This is a genomic window from Dapis hubbardiae BLCC-M172 (assembly GCF_050016015.1).
GTDB lineage: Bacteria > Cyanobacteriota > Cyanobacteriia > Cyanobacteriales > Microcoleaceae > Trichodesmium.
The window spans coordinates 68,598-84,353 of sequence record NZ_JBNHEQ010000249.1 but is presented as its reverse complement, the minus strand read 5'-3'; the positions used below and the strand labels follow the sequence as shown (position 1 = coordinate 84,353).

Here is a 15,756-nt window from a genome sequence, read left to right as displayed (position 1 = left end):
TTACCGAATCATTAATAATTAGTAATTAGTAATCAACTGGGGTTTGGAGACCAAACCCCTACAGTTTTTTCTGACCATAAATTTCATCTTACCGAATCATTAATAATTAGTAATTAGTAATCAACTGGGGTTTGGAGACCAAAACCCTACAGTTTTTTCTGACCATAAATTTCATCTTACCCAATCATTAATAATCAAATGATTCAGCTTTATTTGCCTTCCCCTGAAAAGGGAAAAAAATCAAATTTTTCCTTGAGGGTCAATCCTCTCTCTAAAAGGGAGAGGTAATTATCAATTATTCATTATCCATTAATGAAATATTTATCTCGTCTTAATAAAAATTTGATTGAAGTAATACATTCCGTCAGAATTATTAGCAATACCAATACCAGTTAAATTATAGTCACCTATCATATTTTTATGATGACCAGGACTATTAATCCAACCCATAACAGCTTGTTCACCAGGATTACTATAACCAAAATTATTAGCCAAATTTTCAGCAGCACTTCTGTAAGTAATTTTTTGACTGATTACTTCTACTCTTTCTTTAAATCCATCATGGCTAAAAGTTGCTTCTCCACTAGCCATTTGTTGAGCATGAATTGCAGCTTGTTGAGCAATAGTAGTATCCCATTCTAGAGGAGGCAAATTCTGAGATTTTCGATATTGATTTATTTGGGCAAAGACAGATTTTTTCAATCTACTAACATCAGGTGAAACTGTTACATTTGGTCTAGAAATAAGAGTTTGTCTGGGATTTTGAATTTCTGGCATTTCTGGCAAATTTTCGATTAAATTTTGATAATTACAACTACTCAAAAATATTGTCAAAATCCAGAAAATTTGTTTTAAATATTTATGATTCATTTGCATAAAGTAGGAAAAACTAGGCTTGAGATTGCTGAAGAGTCGGTCGCAATGACGAAAATACCTTTTTTTGCGTAATTCAAAAGTAGGGGTTTGGTCTCCAAACCCGTTTGGTCTCCAAACCCGTTTGGTCTCCAAACCCGTTTGGTCTCCAAACCCGTTTGCTCTCTAATTTTATAATAGATATCGGCTTTCTTGCATATAAAGTAGCGATATAACATCCATTCCGCTTTGGTTCCCAGATCCAAGGCGTTTGATATGCGGCAGCGATATTGCTCTCTTTCGCGATTATTATTGATGTTATATTCATCTATTGTCCAATAGTTAGAGTTTGCAGATAAAATATCAAAACCTTTACAAGTAAAAGTTTCAGCCTTTTTATGCCTTATATTGATGTTATATTCATCTATTGTCCAATAGTTACAGCAGTTTCCGCACCTTATGAAGTACATATGTACAAGCAAGTGCAGCAGCTATATACTTTCATGCAACAAAGCCATAGATATCTAAGAAAAAACCCGGTTTCTGAATTTGTCTGCGTAAGTCTTAAACTTGTTGACAACAGAACTTACCCATAAAGTACGAAAAACTAGATATTGAGATTGCTGAAGAGTCGGTCGCAATGACGGAAATAAGTTGTAGTGCGTAAGTCCTAATAATATCAAATTCGGATAATTACTATAAGTCATTGCGACTGGAACGGAGTGGAAGGAAGCAATCTCAAGAGTTTAGGAGATTGCTATCCGTTCCGGACTGCTTCGCAAACCCTGTCGGTCGCAATAACGACTGTTCAACCGGATTTTATATTAGATGTCGTCGGGGCGAATGGTAGATTTCGTAGGGGCAAATGGCCATTCGCCCCTACTCTTATCTTTAATAAATACTGAATAACAGGAATGCTACCAGATTTGATATAATATCAAATCCGCTGGCTTTGGAGTGATATAATTCTACCATCAGTATTGGTGAAAACTCCTAGTTTATGGAGGGTTTGGAGACCAAACCCCTACGGTCTTGAATTCTACCGATACTACCAGATTTGATATTATCCTTCCAAAAACTTCGCCACCGTTTGCACATCCTTATCCCCACGTCCGGAACAGTTAAACACAATACGCGGACTACCATTTAACTGCGGACAAAGAGTTTCCAAATAAGCGATCGCATGAGCAGTTTCCAGCGCCGGAATAATACCTTCCAACTGAGACAAACGTTGAAAAGCATCAACCGCTTCCTTATCAGTCACACTATAATATTCAGCCCTATTACTATCTTTCAAAAAACTATGCTCAGGACCCACTCCAGGATAATCCAAACCAGCACTAATCGAATGGGGTTCTATTATCTGACCTTGCTCATCCTGCAACAAATAACTCATCGCTCCATGCAACACACCCACGCGACCAAGAGTCAAAGTAGCAGCGTGCTTATTCGTATTAACTCCCTCGCCAGCAGCTTCCACACCGATCATCCGCACCGATGACTCATTCATAAACTCATGGAATAAACCCATCGCATTAGAACCACCTCCAACACAAGCCATCAAAATATCAGGCAAACCGCCCCACTTTTCCAAACATTGAGCGCGAGTTTCCACGCCAATGATAGCATGAAAATCACGCACCATCATCGGGTAGGGATGAGGACCCGCAACCGAACCCAAAATATAATGAGTCGTCTCCACATTTGTCACCCAGTCGCGAATAGCTTCCGAAGTCGCATCTTTGAGAGTACCGGTGCCAGCTTCTACTGATCGTACCTCCGCCCCCAGTAGTCGCATTCTAAAGACATTTAGAGCTTGACGTTCCATATCGTGAACGCCCATATAAATCACACATTCCAAGCCAAACCGAGCGCAAACCGTAGCAGTCGCAACACCATGTTGACCAGCACCTGTTTCAGCAATAATACGTTTTTTGCCCATCCTCCGAGCTAATAAAGCTTGAGCTAGAGCATTATTAATTTTGTGCGCTCCAGTATGGTTGAGGTCTTCCCGTTTCAGGTAGATTTGTGGCCCTGTGCCATCTGGTCTGGCATAATGAGCGGTCAAACGTTCAGCGAAGTAAAGAGGGCTAGGGCGACCTACATAATCTCGTAGGAGTTGTTGCAGTTCCTCTTGGAAAGTGGGGTCTTGACTATATTTTTTGTAGGCTGCTTCTAGTTCAAATAGGGCTGGCATTAACGTTTCTGGAACATATTTACCGCCAAATTGGCCAAATCTACCCAGGCCATCGGGTTGTTGAGTTGAGGTTGGATTTAAGGGTGTAGTAGTCACGAATTGTTTCTAAATAATTGAACAGTTTTCATTATATGTATACTGCTTGCTTAGTAGTTTAGCTAAGTTGAGAATCATTGATTTTGATTGTTATAATATTAGGTATATGAAGGTTAGATAGTATTAAATAATTTGCCAAAAATTCCAAAATAGATGATCTAGTCTGAAATTTTACCCCATGTTCCCTGTTTCCTTTTCCTGATTACCCAATTCTCTAGGCATTTTTTATATCACCTCAATGAAGCTCCTATATAGTTTAAAAATTGCAACTTAAATGTTTTTTGGCTCTACTAATTATTTTTATCAAATTTTTTAAGGAAATTTTAACTTTTGTTTGTAGATGTCAAGCAGTTATAAGTTTTGTAAAAAATTGTTGTAAAAATCAGACTAGACCTTCAAAAAGGCACAAAATAATTAATATAAACTCTCTCTATCTATAAAGAAGAGAAAGACATCTAAAAATAAAAAAAATTTAGATGAAAACATCAAGAAAATATTAAGAGAATACTATGGAAGTAGAAGAACTTTTGGCGCGTTATGCTGCCGGGGAAAGAAATTTTCGGGATATTGAGTTGTTCCGATCCGAGCTGAGTAATGTTAATTTAGCTGGTGCAAGTTTGTTTCGTGCTAACTTGTTCCGGGCTAATCTATTTAGGGCAAATTTGATTGGTGTTAATCTGTATAATGCTACTTTGATTGGTACTAATTTGTATTGTGCAGATTTGAGTGGTGCTAACTTGAGTGGTGCTGACCTAACTCGTGCAGATTTAAGTGGTGCAAACTTAAGTGGTGCTGACTTAAGTGCTGCTGACTTGAGTGGGGCAATTTTAAGTTATGCTCATCTCAGTTATGCTGACATGAGTCGTACTAATTTACATAAAGCAACTTTAATTGATACAAATTTAACTGGTGCAAACTTAAGTGGCGCTGACCTCAGAGATACAAAAATAACTGGAGTGAATGTAACTGAGACAAAATTTTCTCTGGGTATCGGTCTGTCTACAGAGATGAAGCAAGAGTTGCAACAGCAAGGAGCGATCATTGAGGATATGCCAGAAGAACCTCATGCAAGTAGATTATTAAGTAGGACTTAATAGACTTGTCACTTTATAACTAAAAAAAACTGGAAAACCCAAGTTTAGTAAGGATTTTAGCTATCCTCCAGAAAAAAATATTTCATTTTTATTGCTGTCTGACAACAGTTTTCATTTCACTAGACCATAGTAGGGGCAAATGGCCATTTGCCCCTACAGGGTTTTGGTTGTGACTTGAGGTCATTAATCTGAAAAGCGCTGTAATTTGAGCGATTTTTTTCATCTAATTACTCAATCTTTGCTTCAACACACCTGCTAAACCTGCTATTGGAACTTTCATTTGTTCACCAGTTCTTAAATCTTTTAAACTACACATATTAGCTGCTGCTTCCTCGGAACCAATAATTATACAAAAAGGAATCTTTTGTTTATCAGCTTGTTGTAATTGTTTCCCAACTCCACGACTATCAAAACTGGTTATAACATTCATTCCACTCTGGCGTAATTTTTGAGAAACATCCAAATAAGTTGGCATTAAATCTTCCTGCATATTAACAACCATTACTGTTGCTGGAGTAGGAGCAAAAGATTCTAAAATACCTGCCTTTAATAGACGACTCATTAATCTAGTTAAACCAATAGAAATACCAACTCCTGGCATTTTTTCCCCAATAAACATTCCTACTAATTCTTCATATCTACCTCCCGAACAAATACTTCCTAAAGCTTCATGTCCGATTAAAGTAGTTTCATAAACTGTTCCTGTATAATAATCTAATCCTCTAGCTATTGATAGATCAATACAAAAACGTTGCTCCGAAACTCCCAAATTTCGCACGCCAGAAATTACTGTTTCTAATTCTGAAATTCCCTGACTTAAAACTTCAGAATTATCCAAAGTTTCTGCCATGATTTTCAGTTTATCTAAAACATCATCAACTGCACCTTTAATCTTAGTAAAATCCCAAACTTTTTCGACTTGCTCTTCAGAAAGACAAATTTCTGCCAAAGCTTTTTTAACTTTTGCTTCTCCTACTTTTTCAGCAGTATCAACAATCCGAATACATGAGATAATATTATCTGGTGCGACTCCCACAGATGCAAAAAAACCAGTTAGCACTTTCCGGTTATTAATTCTGATGAGAAAATCTCCAATATTAATTGCTTCAAAAATTTCAGCAATAATTGCAGGAATTTGAGCATCATATAATAGACTTAATTTTCCTCTGCCAACAACATCAATATCGCATTGTCTAAACTGACGAAAACGACCATCTTTTGCCCGTTCGCCTCGGAAAACTACATCCATTTGATAACGAGCAAAAGGAAAATTTAGGTTATTCAAATGCCGAGCAATATAAGCAGCTAAAGGTACAGTTTGGTCAAATTTTAATGCTCTTTCTTCCGAACCAGTATCTCCAGCTTTTTCTTTTTCTGCTTGACGATTTGGAGGTAGAATAGGAGATAAACCATAAACAATATTATCTCCTTGATTTCCTTTAGCTTGTAAAACTTCTAAACGTTCAACTGCTGGAGTTTCAATAGGTGTAAATCCGTAGCGTTCAAATACCTGACGAATTGTATCCATTAGATAACTTTCCAATCGTTTTTCACCAGGGAGAAACTCTGGAAATCCACTAGGACAACTATAATTAATTTTATCTGTTTTTGCCATTTTTAACCTCAGAATAGGGAGTAGGGAGTAGGGAGTAGGGGAGTGGGAGAGTGGGGAAAAGTAAAAACATAAATAATTAACACGCTACTTAACCAATTATTATTAAATACTCCTCACTAATAATTATTAAAAAAGTTATGGGGAAGCTGATAGCTGAATGCTGAATGCTGTTTGCGCAGCATTCCGTAGGAAATGCTTACCTTAGCGTTCAAATACCTGACGAATTGTATCCATTAGATAACTTTCCAATCGTTTTTCACCAGGAAGAAACTCTGGAAATCCACTAGGACAACTATAATTAATTTTATCTGCTTTTGCCATTTTTAACCTCAGAATAGGGAGTAGGGAGTAGGGTTTTTAGGAACTAAGATATCTGTGCTATTTGCCTAGAATCATCTTGCAGTTAGCTCTCAGATTTTTAACCCATAAATTGAACCACAAGAACGATGAGTTTGAGTTGTCAAACAATACAATTCTGTGGCTGTAAATATTTATTTTTCTCAGAAGCTGATAGCTAATTGCAGACTGCTGAATGCTTACCTCCTTACTTTTTATTTCCCCCAAAAAAGCCTCCAAATAAACCACCGCCTTTATCAGTTTTATTTCCTTTCTTTTCAGTTTTAGCAGTAACTTTTCCATTTCTTTTCTTGGTATTATTACCAGTTACAGCTTGTTCTAATAATTTTTTCACCTCTAATGCTTTAGATTCTTTAGGATTTAAAGATAAAGCTTTTTTAATCTGAATTTTTGCCATTGTGCCTTGCTTTTGTTGTAAATAACATAATCCCAATAAAGCATGACAACGACTATGATTTGGATCTGTTTTTAAAGCACCTTTTAACTCTAAAATTGCCTTAGCATAATTCTTAGTAGATATCAAACTTTCCGCCCGACTACAAGCTTGCTCCACTAAAGGATTTTGAGCTTTGGGTTTTGCTGTTGTAGGTTTTTCCTGATTAACAGGAGGTTTAACTGGTGGTGGTGGTGGCAGTACAGTACCTCCACCTTGAGGTTGTTTCCGCATTAGATAAGCTAAATTTAGCTCACTAATTTCTCCAATTATTTCTAAAGTTTTATCTAAAGATTCATACTGGCGATCGCTCAACTCCTCTAGAGCAACCTTATATTTTTCTTGATAGTCTCCCACTTTAGCAATTTGTTTAGCAGCATCAGTAGTAAATGTAATTTGACTACGTTGTTGAGTAACAGTATTACCTAGTTTATTAAGGATGACAAAAAGTTCGGCGCGATCGCTCTCCTTAGAAAATTTATTATAAGCAGGACTTACCAGTTTAGATAATAACTGATTAGCAAATTCTTTATCCTTCTCATTTTCAAAAGGACAGGTATCAGGATGTAAACGACGCGCTACCCGCATATAGCGTTTCCGAATTTCAGGAAATTTTGCATCTAGAGAAACCCCTAAAATTGCATGATGGTCTGTAAAATCAAATGTGAATAATCCTTGTGTAAATGTAAACATAATAACTACTCCTCCTTACCGAAATTTCATTAAATCTAATAGACATCTCCAAACATAAAAAATAGAATTAATTTTTACCCAGAAATTATCAATTACTTCTCCCTAATTCCCTCTTTTCTAGACATATCTAAATAATAAAAAATAAAATCAATTATTTCCTCCTGTTCCCTACTCCCTACTCCCTACTCCCTACTCCCTACTCCCTCATTTTTAGAGAAATCTAATTTAATCTATCAGTAGTATCCCAATAAGCTAGAGGTGGAATTTCAATCAAAGCTTTACTCATCAAATCGTGAATTTTACCATTAGTAGCCAAAATTTTCCCCGACTTGAAATCAAAAGGACTACCATTATAAGCCGTAACTTTACCTCCTGCTTCCTCCAAAATCACTATACCAGCAGCCACATCCCAAGGAGACAAATTTCTTTCCCAATAACCATCTGCACAACCACAAGCAATGAAAGACAAATCCAGAGCAGCAGAACCCGAACGTCTTACTCCTTGAGCTAAATGACACATTTGACAAAATTCTTTATAGTTATTATCCGTTGTTTCCCGACGGTCATAGGCAAAACCTGTAATAACTAAACTTTTTTCTAACGTAGTAGTTTGAGAAACAGAAATTGGCTCACGGTTTCGAGTTGCTCCCAACCCTTTAGCAGCACGAAACAATTCATCCAAAATTGGATTAAATACCACTCCCACCTGTGGCAGTCCATCAATTAGTAATCCCACTGAAATAGCTGAAAAAGGATATTGGTGAGTAAAATTAGTAGTACCATCCAAAGGGTCTATTGCCCACAAATATCTACTTGTTGTATCTCCCAACTCTCCCGACTCCTCAGCAAGAATAGCGTGGTCTGGCAAATGTCGCTGTAATACTTTTACAATTGCCTCTTCTGCTGCTTTGTCCGCTTCAGTTACCAAATTTCCTGGATTACCTTTTTCTTGAATATCTTTGAGATTACCCCAATAAGACATTAACTCCGCACCACCAGCAAGAGCAGCTTCAGTGGCAATATCTAGGAAAACTTTTAATTCTTCTATACTCATAAAAAATAAAAAATAATTAACTTGATTGACGGCATTATTTTAGAGAGTGTGGGGGGTGTGGGAGGTATGGGAGGTCTGGGGGGAAAGAGTAAAGAGTATCGGAGTTATGGAGGAAAAGTTAGTTTTCATTAATGCACCTTGCATATCTTCGAGACCCTCTACTTCTGACTAATTGATAATTAATAATTATGTTTGCGTGCCACAAAGCTTTTCTGGGGAATGCTGCACATTCATGTCAGCTCTTAGCCAAAACGCTTTTTCGTATAGGGAATGCTCCGCAAACATGTCGCGCAGCGAAACAAAAATAATTATCCATTATCCATTGTCCATTATCAATTAATGAAACTCCCTATTCCCTATTTGAACGAAATTGTCCAGGAGTTTGACGCATTGGTTGGTCTGGGTTCCAAATACCTAACCCCATCAATCTAGCTCTTTCTTGGGCATTAGTCAGACGTTCCATATACTTAGTATTAGGAAAATATGGCTCTGCTAGAGCTAAACCTTCTTTTACCATATATTCATTGATTAGTTTCCCTCTAAGCCAAACATGAGCTAGTAAGCGATCAAATCTATCTTTCTCCTGGACATCAAACTCCAATAATACTTCTTGCCCCAAAGTTAATTTTTCTAGTTCAATTCTTGCTTCTTGTCCCCAAGGTTTTTGTCTAATATCCGGCGCTTGAATGCCAATCAAGCGAATGGGTTCTAATAAAGGTACAGCAGCAGAACGGTCAGCTATTTCTATCGTTTGTCCACTAACAACTCTTTCTACTCTAGTAACTTTGCCTGAAGGTCGGTTTAGATTTTGACAACTAGCCAACAATATACAGGCCATAAGTAGATAAATTATTTTAGTCCTCATCCAATGGCAGTCCAACTTTTACCTTTCCTTTGCCAAAGTAGCGGCCAAATTGGAGTTCATACACTTCATCTTCATCCTGTGTTTCTACAAATAGGTCAGAACGGGCATAACTGACACAAAGAAGAGCATAACCCTGTTTTTGCAGTTCTAGGGATAGCCCCATTGCTTCCGGTTGATAGATGTCCCCAGATATAACTCTGACTGCACAAGTAGTACAAGCACCATTACGGCAGGAAAATGGTAATTCGACTCCTTGGTTCTCAGCACTGTGTAGAATGTAGCGGTCATCAGGAACCTGGACTTTATAATGGGTATTATTTTGGCGATCGTGTATATTAATCTGGTGATAAGAGGCCATTTCAGTTATCAGTTATCAGTTAACAGTACCTCCGGCTTCAGCTAGAGGAATTTTCTTTATTGCCTTAAAAGGGCAGATGATTGACCTTATTTATTGGTCAGTGTTTAGATTTTTAGGTTATCTATCACGATTTAGATATTAGCTTTTGATGACTAGACCAAAACGTGGCTTATACTTAATCTTATGTTATTGAGGCCCAAAACCCAATAATAAATTTTTTTGTCTGAGGGGGTTGCCAAATTTAGATTAGTTCTGCTAACATAGTTGAATTGTGAGCAAATTTTAAATTAAATAATTTTGCTTCCTGGAGAGGTGGCCGAGTGGTTTAAGGCGCAGCACTGGAAATGCTGTTATGGGGTAACTCATACGGGGGTTCGAATCCCCCCCTCTCCGTTTTTAGCGTTGAATACTATCAGGACTTACTCATAACCGCCATATCTATATCTAGTAGGGGCGATTTCCTACGGAATGCTCCGCAAACGCGTTTACGAAGTATTCCGGAACGGAAATCGCCCCTACAGATGGTGTATAACTTGAAATTTTGCGTAACTCCTGAATATTAAAAAAAAATATTGAACATTTAGAGAAAGTTAAATCGCCTTTTCAATATTTATATAAAAACTTCTTAGAATCTAAAAAATAATGTAGGAATGTTCCATCACACATCCCTACATTATTTGCTTAATTATCATTAATTTTAATTAGGGCTTGCTGATTAATTCTCAAAGGATTAACAGATAAAAAGTTTGGCTTTTCTAGGTCGAAAAAAGTACCTGCTTTTTAGAGCGAAAATCTGAAAAAGTGAGTATTTTCGGCGCATAGTTGGGCAGAAAAATCAAGGGATAATTCTGACTCCTACCTCCTCTAAATTCCCTGTGACTCCTGACTCCTGACTCCTGACTCCTACCACTACTAAAATACTTTTTCAGCAAACCCTAATTAACTTTTATCAATTTTCTGTGGTGGAAACGTGAGAAAATTTCCTACTGCACCAATAGTCTGATATCTATTACCCTGAAACTCAGTTGTATAAAAACTAAATAAGATTAAATTTTGACGTCTGGTGGCATTATCCATTAATTCTTTAATTGTAGTTCTTTGACTCTTAATTAGCTTTTCACAACTTTTAACTAAATCACCTGTAAAATCACTCAAAAAGTCTGGTACTTTAGATTCTTTACAAACAGATTCCCTAATCTCAGTTACCAGTTTATTAGAAGCATAATTAACATATTCATCTCTAGGAGGATTAGTAAATCCCATTATTGTAGCTCCTACTGTTAGAGCGATAACTCCTGCTTTGCTCAGACCCCAAAATAGAGGTGGTTTGTTGTAGCCGTTGGATTTTTTATCTTGTAACATAGTTAGAAATTCCTGATTATTTTGTATAGTTTGAATAAAGAAAATGATAGGTGGGTTTTCTTTCGTAAGGTAAGCATTTCCTGCGGAATGCTATGCAAACAGCAATAATATCTAAACCTTAAGGACTTGCTATAAATGAATATAGCCTTTAAAGTCGGCTTTTATAGTAATATTCAATTTACTTCAATTAATAAAGCTTTTATTTCAATAATGGATAATTGATAATTGATAATTGATAATTACCTCTCCCTAAAAACGGATAGGATTGAATAAAAGGAAAATTTTTTCTTGTTTCTCCTTGAAAGTAGAAGCTTTAAACCTTTATTTTTCGGTAAAACTCAAATAAATAGCTGTTTCGCTGCGCGACATGTTTGCGGAGCATTCCCTATACGAAAAAGCGCAGCTCCTCAGAAGAAGGCAAGAGGCTAGCTAATAGCTAACTGCTGAATGTTTACTTCGTAAGTAAAGAAAATATTAATACATTTCTACAGTAGTTATATTTTTAACTACATCTTGCTGAAGGTTACTTTCCCGAAAAAATCTAAGAGTGGGGTAATATTAAGCTGAGATACTTTTCCTAATACTCCCAAATCTATACAAAAAACCAGGTCTAGAAAAGTTTATTTTGATTTTATCCGATTAATTTCCTGTTGTAACTCCTGAATTTCACGACGCAAAACTTCTGCTTCATTTTCTGGAGACTCTACTTCCACCTCAACGGCACCCTCCGCAGTAGCACGTTTATAATTACCAGCATGAATTTGACGATATTCCTCAGAATTTGCCCAATTTTGCAAATAGCGCACTCGCTCCACTGGGAAAGGATGACTCAACATTACACCCTGACCACCATTGTAAAGCAAAAACTTATAAACTTGATTCAGTCCATCTTGGTCTAGGTCTTGATAATTATCGGACTGACGAATAAATTCTTGTAAACTACACTCGTTGAGATACTTGCTACTCACTCCAGCCAACTTCATCATAGTTTCCATAACTAAATTTAGGTCATCCATGACTAAAAGAGCTGCCCGATCTGCCGATAATTCAGCTTTGCGTCGCCATTCGTAGAAAGCATAAATTAATCCGCTGCTGACTAAATTACCTAAACCAAATGTTACTTCTCCAATGGCTGAAGCAACACCCATTGCCCAAATTGCCATCTGATTTAAGATGGGATGGCCACACTTAATATGTCCTAATTCGTGAGCTAGTACAGTTTTTAATTCTGCCTCATTTAATAAGTCTAAAAGACCAGTATTTAAAACAATTAAAGGTTGCTCTTTTCCCAAAGAATAACTATTTACTTGGGGATTTTGAGAAACAAATAAGGTAGGTTCAGGTAGTATATCTAAGTCTCTAACACATCCTCGAAATATCTGATAAATACTGGCATATTGACGAGGCCCAACTTGAATTCCATTCCCCATTAAATAAACATATTGTGGGCGTTCATAAACAAATTCTACGAATTTACTGGCAACTAAGTCAAATCCAGGCACACTGCGTAAAGCATCTTCAGCTTGACGATCTAGGGGATGACGAAAAGCTTCACTAGAAATTCCGGTATAGGTAGGCATGATTAAAATTTGATAATTTAGTCAGAATAAGCCAGTTTTGATTCTGGCATTTAAAGGTTTATATTTATTATGTTGACAGATAAGACAAAGCAATTGCAATTTGAGGTTCAGATTGAAATATGGATTACCTAAAAAATCATGATTCTTTGGATCGTTCTTTAGAAAAAGCTTTGACAAATCAACTTATAGATAGATATTTTGACTATACAGAAAGTTGGCTGAGGGCTATTCTACGGAAGTGTATTTTTTCTCTTACCTATCTGGATGGAGAAACTGTTTTTGTGATTGAATGTCCAAATCTGGCTGTTGCTAAACGATTAAGTCGTAAGACTTATCCTTTTTTATGTTTTGCAGAGCATTTTTCTGACTCTAATAGTGACAGGGTTTTAATATGTTATTTGGATAAAAATGAGAATTGGCAGTGTTATGATTCTGGTAAAAGGGTGTGGATGTCGTTGCTTAATTTTGTTTCTTCTTCTGCTCAAACTGATGGTTAATTTAGAGAGCTGATAAATTTTATCTGGGTATGGGTGCTAGGTAATACAAATGAAAATTTGTCTATATAAATAACTTGTGAGATACAAATGTATTTACAGCAGTTTTCAAAATAGATAAACCAGAGTTTGCACAGTAACTCCAAAGTATTTTTTGACCAACAAATAAGGTTTCAAGTCTCCCATGTTAAGGGGATGAAAAAAGAATATTCAGTATTTCAAGCCTCTGGGTTTCCTACGGAATGCTGCCCAAACAGTCAAAGGTACTTACTAACTGAAATGACTCCCGACTCCCAAAATATTTTGTGGTTTACTGAAACTAAAAGCACTGTAAAGTTGGTTCATCTGTCAGATAAATATTAATTTTCAACCAGAGAAAAATTAATTTTATTTCAAGACTAAATTATTTACCTAACAACGTTTTTGGTAATTCTGCCAAAGTTCTTTTAAATGGACTGTTGTTATTAAGAACTCTAGTTAATATTAATGCTCCTTGGACTTGAATAATTGCATCTTCTGACTTCTGACGAGCTTGTTCAGCCTCAATGCCTGCTTCTATTAATACTTGGGTTAAAGCATCTATCCATGTTATTAAACTGTTCTGGATTTGGCTATTAAATAGGTCTTGCGCTTCCCCTACTGATAATATTGACCACAAACAAGTTTCCTGGCCTTCAGAGTAAAACTTGTTGATTTGTTGGCTCATGGCCATAATCCTTGCTTCTGGTTGGCCATCAGATTTTAATGGTTTTAATACTGTAGTTTGAAACCAGTTATTGGCATATTCTAAAACTGCTTCTCCCATTTCTGCTTTGCCACCAGGGAAGTAGTGGTAAAGGCTGGCTTTTCCTAATCCTGTGGCTTTTGATAGTTTGGCTAATGTGGTCCCTTCATATCCATATTGCCGGAATACTTGGATTAATTTGGCGATCGCTTCTTCTTTGGACATAAAAAAATTTTTTCTGATTTTCTCTTGACATTCTACCGAACGTTCAGTACATTAAGCATATACCGAACGTTCGGTATATAAAAATATTGTTCTCAAGGAAAATAAAATGATTAAACTATACAGCTACGAATTATCTGGCAATGCTTATAAAGTGCAACTAATGCTATCGCTTTTAGGATTAGAATATGAACTTGTCCGCGTCGATCTTTTTCAAGGCGAACACAAAACTCCCGAATTTTTGGAACTTAACCCCTTCGGACAAATACCAGTGCTAACAGATGGAGAATTGGTGCTACAAGATGCTCAAGCAATTTTAGTTTACTTAGCACGACGCTATGGTAATGAAGACTGGTTGCCATTGGAAGCAGAACCCATGAGTCGAGTTATGCGCTGGTTATCTACAGCAACAGGTGAAATTCGTCAGGGAGTTGAGTATGCGAGACGGTATCATAAGTTTAATATGGAATATATTAATATTGAATATGCTACTCAAAAGTCAGAGTATATTCTGAAAATTATTGACGAACACTTAGGGAAAAATAATTGGTTAGCATTAGATCGCCCGACTATTGCCGATGTTGCTTGTTTTCCTTATGTGGCGTTAGCATCCGATGCTAAAATTTCTCTAGAACCATACCCTAATGTTCAAGCTTGGATTGAAAGAATTAAGCAGTTACCTGGTTTTATTGGTATGCCTGGTATTTAGTGATTATTATTTTGTCAATATGACTGAAACGGGGTGAAAGGAAGCAATCTCTTAAAATCAGTCTTTCCTTTTGCTTACCTTATTGAAACGGTTATGGCGACTGAAACTGAGTGCAAGGTTTGCCGATGATTCCGTTAGGAAAGCAATCTTATAATTTGTTACATATTTTAAGTGGGAAAAAAATCATGGCTCGCAAATTTGCTGAAATCGCATTTACACCTGCTGTCAAAGAACTTCAGGAACGTTACGGTTCGCGCCAAATGTATGAACGGTTTGCCGAGACTGGAGCAACTAACGACACTATTACACCAGAAATAGCAGAGTTCATAAACCAACGTGATAGTTTTTATCTGGGAACAGTAAATTCTAATAATTGGCCTTATATTCAATTCCGGGGTGGGTCTCGTGGTTTCTTGAAAGTATTGGATGAAAAGACTCTAGGTTTTGCTGATTTTGCGGGAAACTGTCAATACATCAGTATTGGAAATTTATCTGAGAATGACAGAGTATTCTTGTTTTTGATGGATTATGCTAACCGTCGTCGTTTGAAAATTTGGGGTCGTGCAAAAGTTGTTTATGATGACCAGGAATTAATGCAGCAGTTGAGTATACCTGGATATAATGCTAAGGTTGAGCGTGTATTTATTATTACTGTGGAAGCTTGGGATAGAAATTGTCCGCAGCATATTCCGATACGTTATTCTGAGACGGAAGTAGCGGAAATGATGGCACCATTACAAGCACGCATTAAGGAATTGGAGGCACAGTTGAATTTAGGTAAATCTGTTGAGTAGAATAGATATCTGGTGAAAAAGATATAGACTTTTTGCATCTATGTAGAGAACAGGGAATGTATTTTTACGAAAAAGATACCAAAAATGATTTTGTTACTGAATTTTACAACTCTAGCTTATCTTAAACAGGACTTACGCAAAGGTACTATGTATAGAGTTATAAAACTATTGCGTAATGGTTTTGAACGCTATATATAGCTTCAAAGATACCAAAAATGATTTTGTTACTGAATTTTACAACTCTAGCTTATCTTAAA

At 36.6% G+C, this 15,756-nt stretch carries 14 protein-coding genes and 1 tRNA gene; 5 read left to right on the top strand and 10 right to left on the bottom strand.

The features are described from left to right. Positions 1–321: 321 nt before the first annotated feature. Both ACP6PK_RS23235 and trpB read right to left on the bottom strand, forming a co-directional pair. Positions 322–1,008, bottom strand: coding sequence for a CAP domain-containing protein (locus tag ACP6PK_RS23235; protein ID WP_426563075.1), 687 nt, complete (start codon positions 1,006–1,008; stop codon positions 322–324). 907 nt (positions 1,009–1,915) lie between these two features. After that, the gene (gene trpB, locus ACP6PK_RS23230; protein WP_426563073.1) at positions 1,916–3,145 is read right to left on the bottom strand and encodes a tryptophan synthase subunit beta; all 1,230 of its coding nucleotides are present in this window, start codon (positions 3,143–3,145) and stop codon (positions 1,916–1,918) included. 509 nt (positions 3,146–3,654) lie between these two features. Here trpB and ACP6PK_RS23225 point away from each other — a divergent pair. Next, the gene (locus ACP6PK_RS23225; RefSeq protein ID WP_426563071.1) at positions 3,655–4,239 is read left to right on the top strand and encodes a pentapeptide repeat-containing protein; all 585 of its coding nucleotides are present in this window, start codon (positions 3,655–3,657) and stop codon (positions 4,237–4,239) included. 223 nt (positions 4,240–4,462) lie between these two features. Here ACP6PK_RS23225 and hisS read toward each other — a convergent pair whose 3' ends face one another. The 5 genes from hisS to ACP6PK_RS23200 all read right to left on the bottom strand — a co-directional run bounded on the left by hisS (position 4,463) and on the right by ACP6PK_RS23200 (position 9,614). Beyond that, on the bottom strand, positions 4,463–5,854 hold the full coding sequence (gene hisS / locus ACP6PK_RS23220; RefSeq protein WP_426563069.1) for a histidine--tRNA ligase: 1,392 nt from the start codon (positions 5,852–5,854) through the stop codon (positions 4,463–4,465). A 544-nt stretch (positions 5,855–6,398) separates the two neighbouring features. Further along, positions 6,399–7,337, bottom strand: coding sequence for a J domain-containing protein (locus ACP6PK_RS23215; protein WP_426563067.1), 939 nt, complete (start codon positions 7,335–7,337; stop codon positions 6,399–6,401). 220 nt (positions 7,338–7,557) lie between these two features. Beyond that, the gene (locus ACP6PK_RS23210) at positions 7,558–8,391 is read right to left on the bottom strand and encodes an inositol monophosphatase family protein (RefSeq protein ID WP_426563065.1); all 834 of its coding nucleotides are present in this window, start codon (positions 8,389–8,391) and stop codon (positions 7,558–7,560) included. 349 nt (positions 8,392–8,740) lie between these two features. Next, complete coding sequence (locus ACP6PK_RS23205; protein WP_426563063.1) at positions 8,741–9,229, bottom strand: thermonuclease family protein; 489 nt, start codon at positions 9,227–9,229, stop codon at positions 8,741–8,743. Between the two features lie 16 nt (positions 9,230–9,245). Beyond that, positions 9,246–9,614 carry a 2Fe-2S iron-sulfur cluster-binding protein gene (locus ACP6PK_RS23200; RefSeq protein WP_426563061.1) on the bottom strand — a complete coding sequence of 123 codons (369 nt, stop codon included), beginning with the start codon at positions 9,612–9,614 and terminating at the stop codon, positions 9,246–9,248. Positions 9,615–9,920: 306 nt separating this feature from the next. Here ACP6PK_RS23200 and ACP6PK_RS23195 point away from each other — a divergent pair. Beyond that, positions 9,921–10,007 (top strand) — tRNA-Ser (locus ACP6PK_RS23195). Between the two features lie 546 nt (positions 10,008–10,553). Here ACP6PK_RS23195 and ACP6PK_RS23190 read toward each other — a convergent pair. Together ACP6PK_RS23190 and ACP6PK_RS23185 are read right to left on the bottom strand one after the other, a co-directional pair. Next, the gene (locus ACP6PK_RS23190) at positions 10,554–10,976 is read right to left on the bottom strand and encodes a DUF4359 domain-containing protein (protein WP_426563059.1); all 423 of its coding nucleotides are present in this window, start codon (positions 10,974–10,976) and stop codon (positions 10,554–10,556) included. Between the two features lie 620 nt (positions 10,977–11,596). After that, positions 11,597–12,556, bottom strand: coding sequence for a M48 family metallopeptidase (locus ACP6PK_RS23185; RefSeq protein ID WP_426563057.1), 960 nt, complete (start codon positions 12,554–12,556; stop codon positions 11,597–11,599). A gap of 119 nt (positions 12,557–12,675) precedes the next feature. On the opposite strand from ACP6PK_RS23185, the gene ACP6PK_RS23180 reads away from it, so the two are divergent. Beyond that, a complete protein-coding gene (locus ACP6PK_RS23180) occupies positions 12,676–13,053 on the top strand; it encodes a transcription antitermination NusB family protein (protein ID WP_094673951.1) in 378 nt (125 codons plus the stop codon). 400 nt (positions 13,054–13,453) lie between these two features. Here ACP6PK_RS23180 and ACP6PK_RS23175 read toward each other — a convergent pair whose 3' ends face one another. Then, the gene (locus ACP6PK_RS23175) at positions 13,454–13,999 is read right to left on the bottom strand and encodes a TetR/AcrR family transcriptional regulator (RefSeq protein WP_426563054.1); all 546 of its coding nucleotides are present in this window, start codon (positions 13,997–13,999) and stop codon (positions 13,454–13,456) included. A gap of 106 nt (positions 14,000–14,105) precedes the next feature. On the opposite strand from ACP6PK_RS23175, the gene ACP6PK_RS23170 reads away from it, so the two are divergent. After that, positions 14,106–14,705, top strand: coding sequence for a glutathione S-transferase family protein (locus ACP6PK_RS23170; RefSeq protein ID WP_426563052.1), 600 nt, complete (start codon positions 14,106–14,108; stop codon positions 14,703–14,705). Positions 14,706–14,890: 185 nt separating this feature from the next. Further along, positions 14,891–15,499: a pyridoxamine 5'-phosphate oxidase family protein gene (locus ACP6PK_RS23165; RefSeq protein WP_426563051.1), complete on the top strand. Its 609-nt coding sequence runs from the start codon at positions 14,891–14,893 to the stop codon at positions 15,497–15,499. Positions 15,500–15,756 lie beyond the last annotated feature (257 nt).

Bases quoted from the DNA above. Each gene is read 5' to 3' on its own strand.
- ACP6PK_RS23190 (WP_426563059.1), bottom strand. From the start codon at position 10,976: ATGTTACAAGATAAAAAATCCAACGGCTACAACAAACCACCTCTATTT.
- ACP6PK_RS23215 (WP_426563067.1), bottom strand. From the start codon at position 7,337: ATGTTTACATTTACACAAGGATTATTCACATTTGATTTTACAGACCAT.
- ACP6PK_RS23175 (WP_426563054.1), bottom strand. From the start codon at position 13,999: ATGTCCAAAGAAGAAGCGATCGCCAAATTAATCCAAGTATTCCGGCAA.
- ACP6PK_RS23205 (WP_426563063.1), bottom strand. From the start codon at position 9,229: ATGGCCTGTATATTGTTGGCTAGTTGTCAAAATCTAAACCGACCTTCA.
- ACP6PK_RS23165 (WP_426563051.1), top strand. From the start codon at position 14,891: ATGGCTCGCAAATTTGCTGAAATCGCATTTACACCTGCTGTCAAAGAA.
- hisS (WP_426563069.1), bottom strand. From the start codon at position 5,854: ATGGCAAAAACAGATAAAATTAATTATAGTTGTCCTAGTGGATTTCCA.
- ACP6PK_RS23170 (WP_426563052.1), top strand. From the start codon at position 14,106: ATGATTAAACTATACAGCTACGAATTATCTGGCAATGCTTATAAAGTG.
- ACP6PK_RS23185 (WP_426563057.1), bottom strand. From the start codon at position 12,556: ATGCCTACCTATACCGGAATTTCTAGTGAAGCTTTTCGTCATCCCCTA.
- ACP6PK_RS23210 (WP_426563065.1), bottom strand. From the start codon at position 8,391: ATGAGTATAGAAGAATTAAAAGTTTTCCTAGATATTGCCACTGAAGCT.
- ACP6PK_RS23225 (WP_426563071.1), top strand. From the start codon at position 3,655: ATGGAAGTAGAAGAACTTTTGGCGCGTTATGCTGCCGGGGAAAGAAAT.
- ACP6PK_RS23200 (WP_426563061.1), bottom strand. From the start codon at position 9,614: ATGGCCTCTTATCACCAGATTAATATACACGATCGCCAAAATAATACC.
- ACP6PK_RS23180 (WP_094673951.1), top strand. From the start codon at position 12,676: ATGGATTACCTAAAAAATCATGATTCTTTGGATCGTTCTTTAGAAAAA.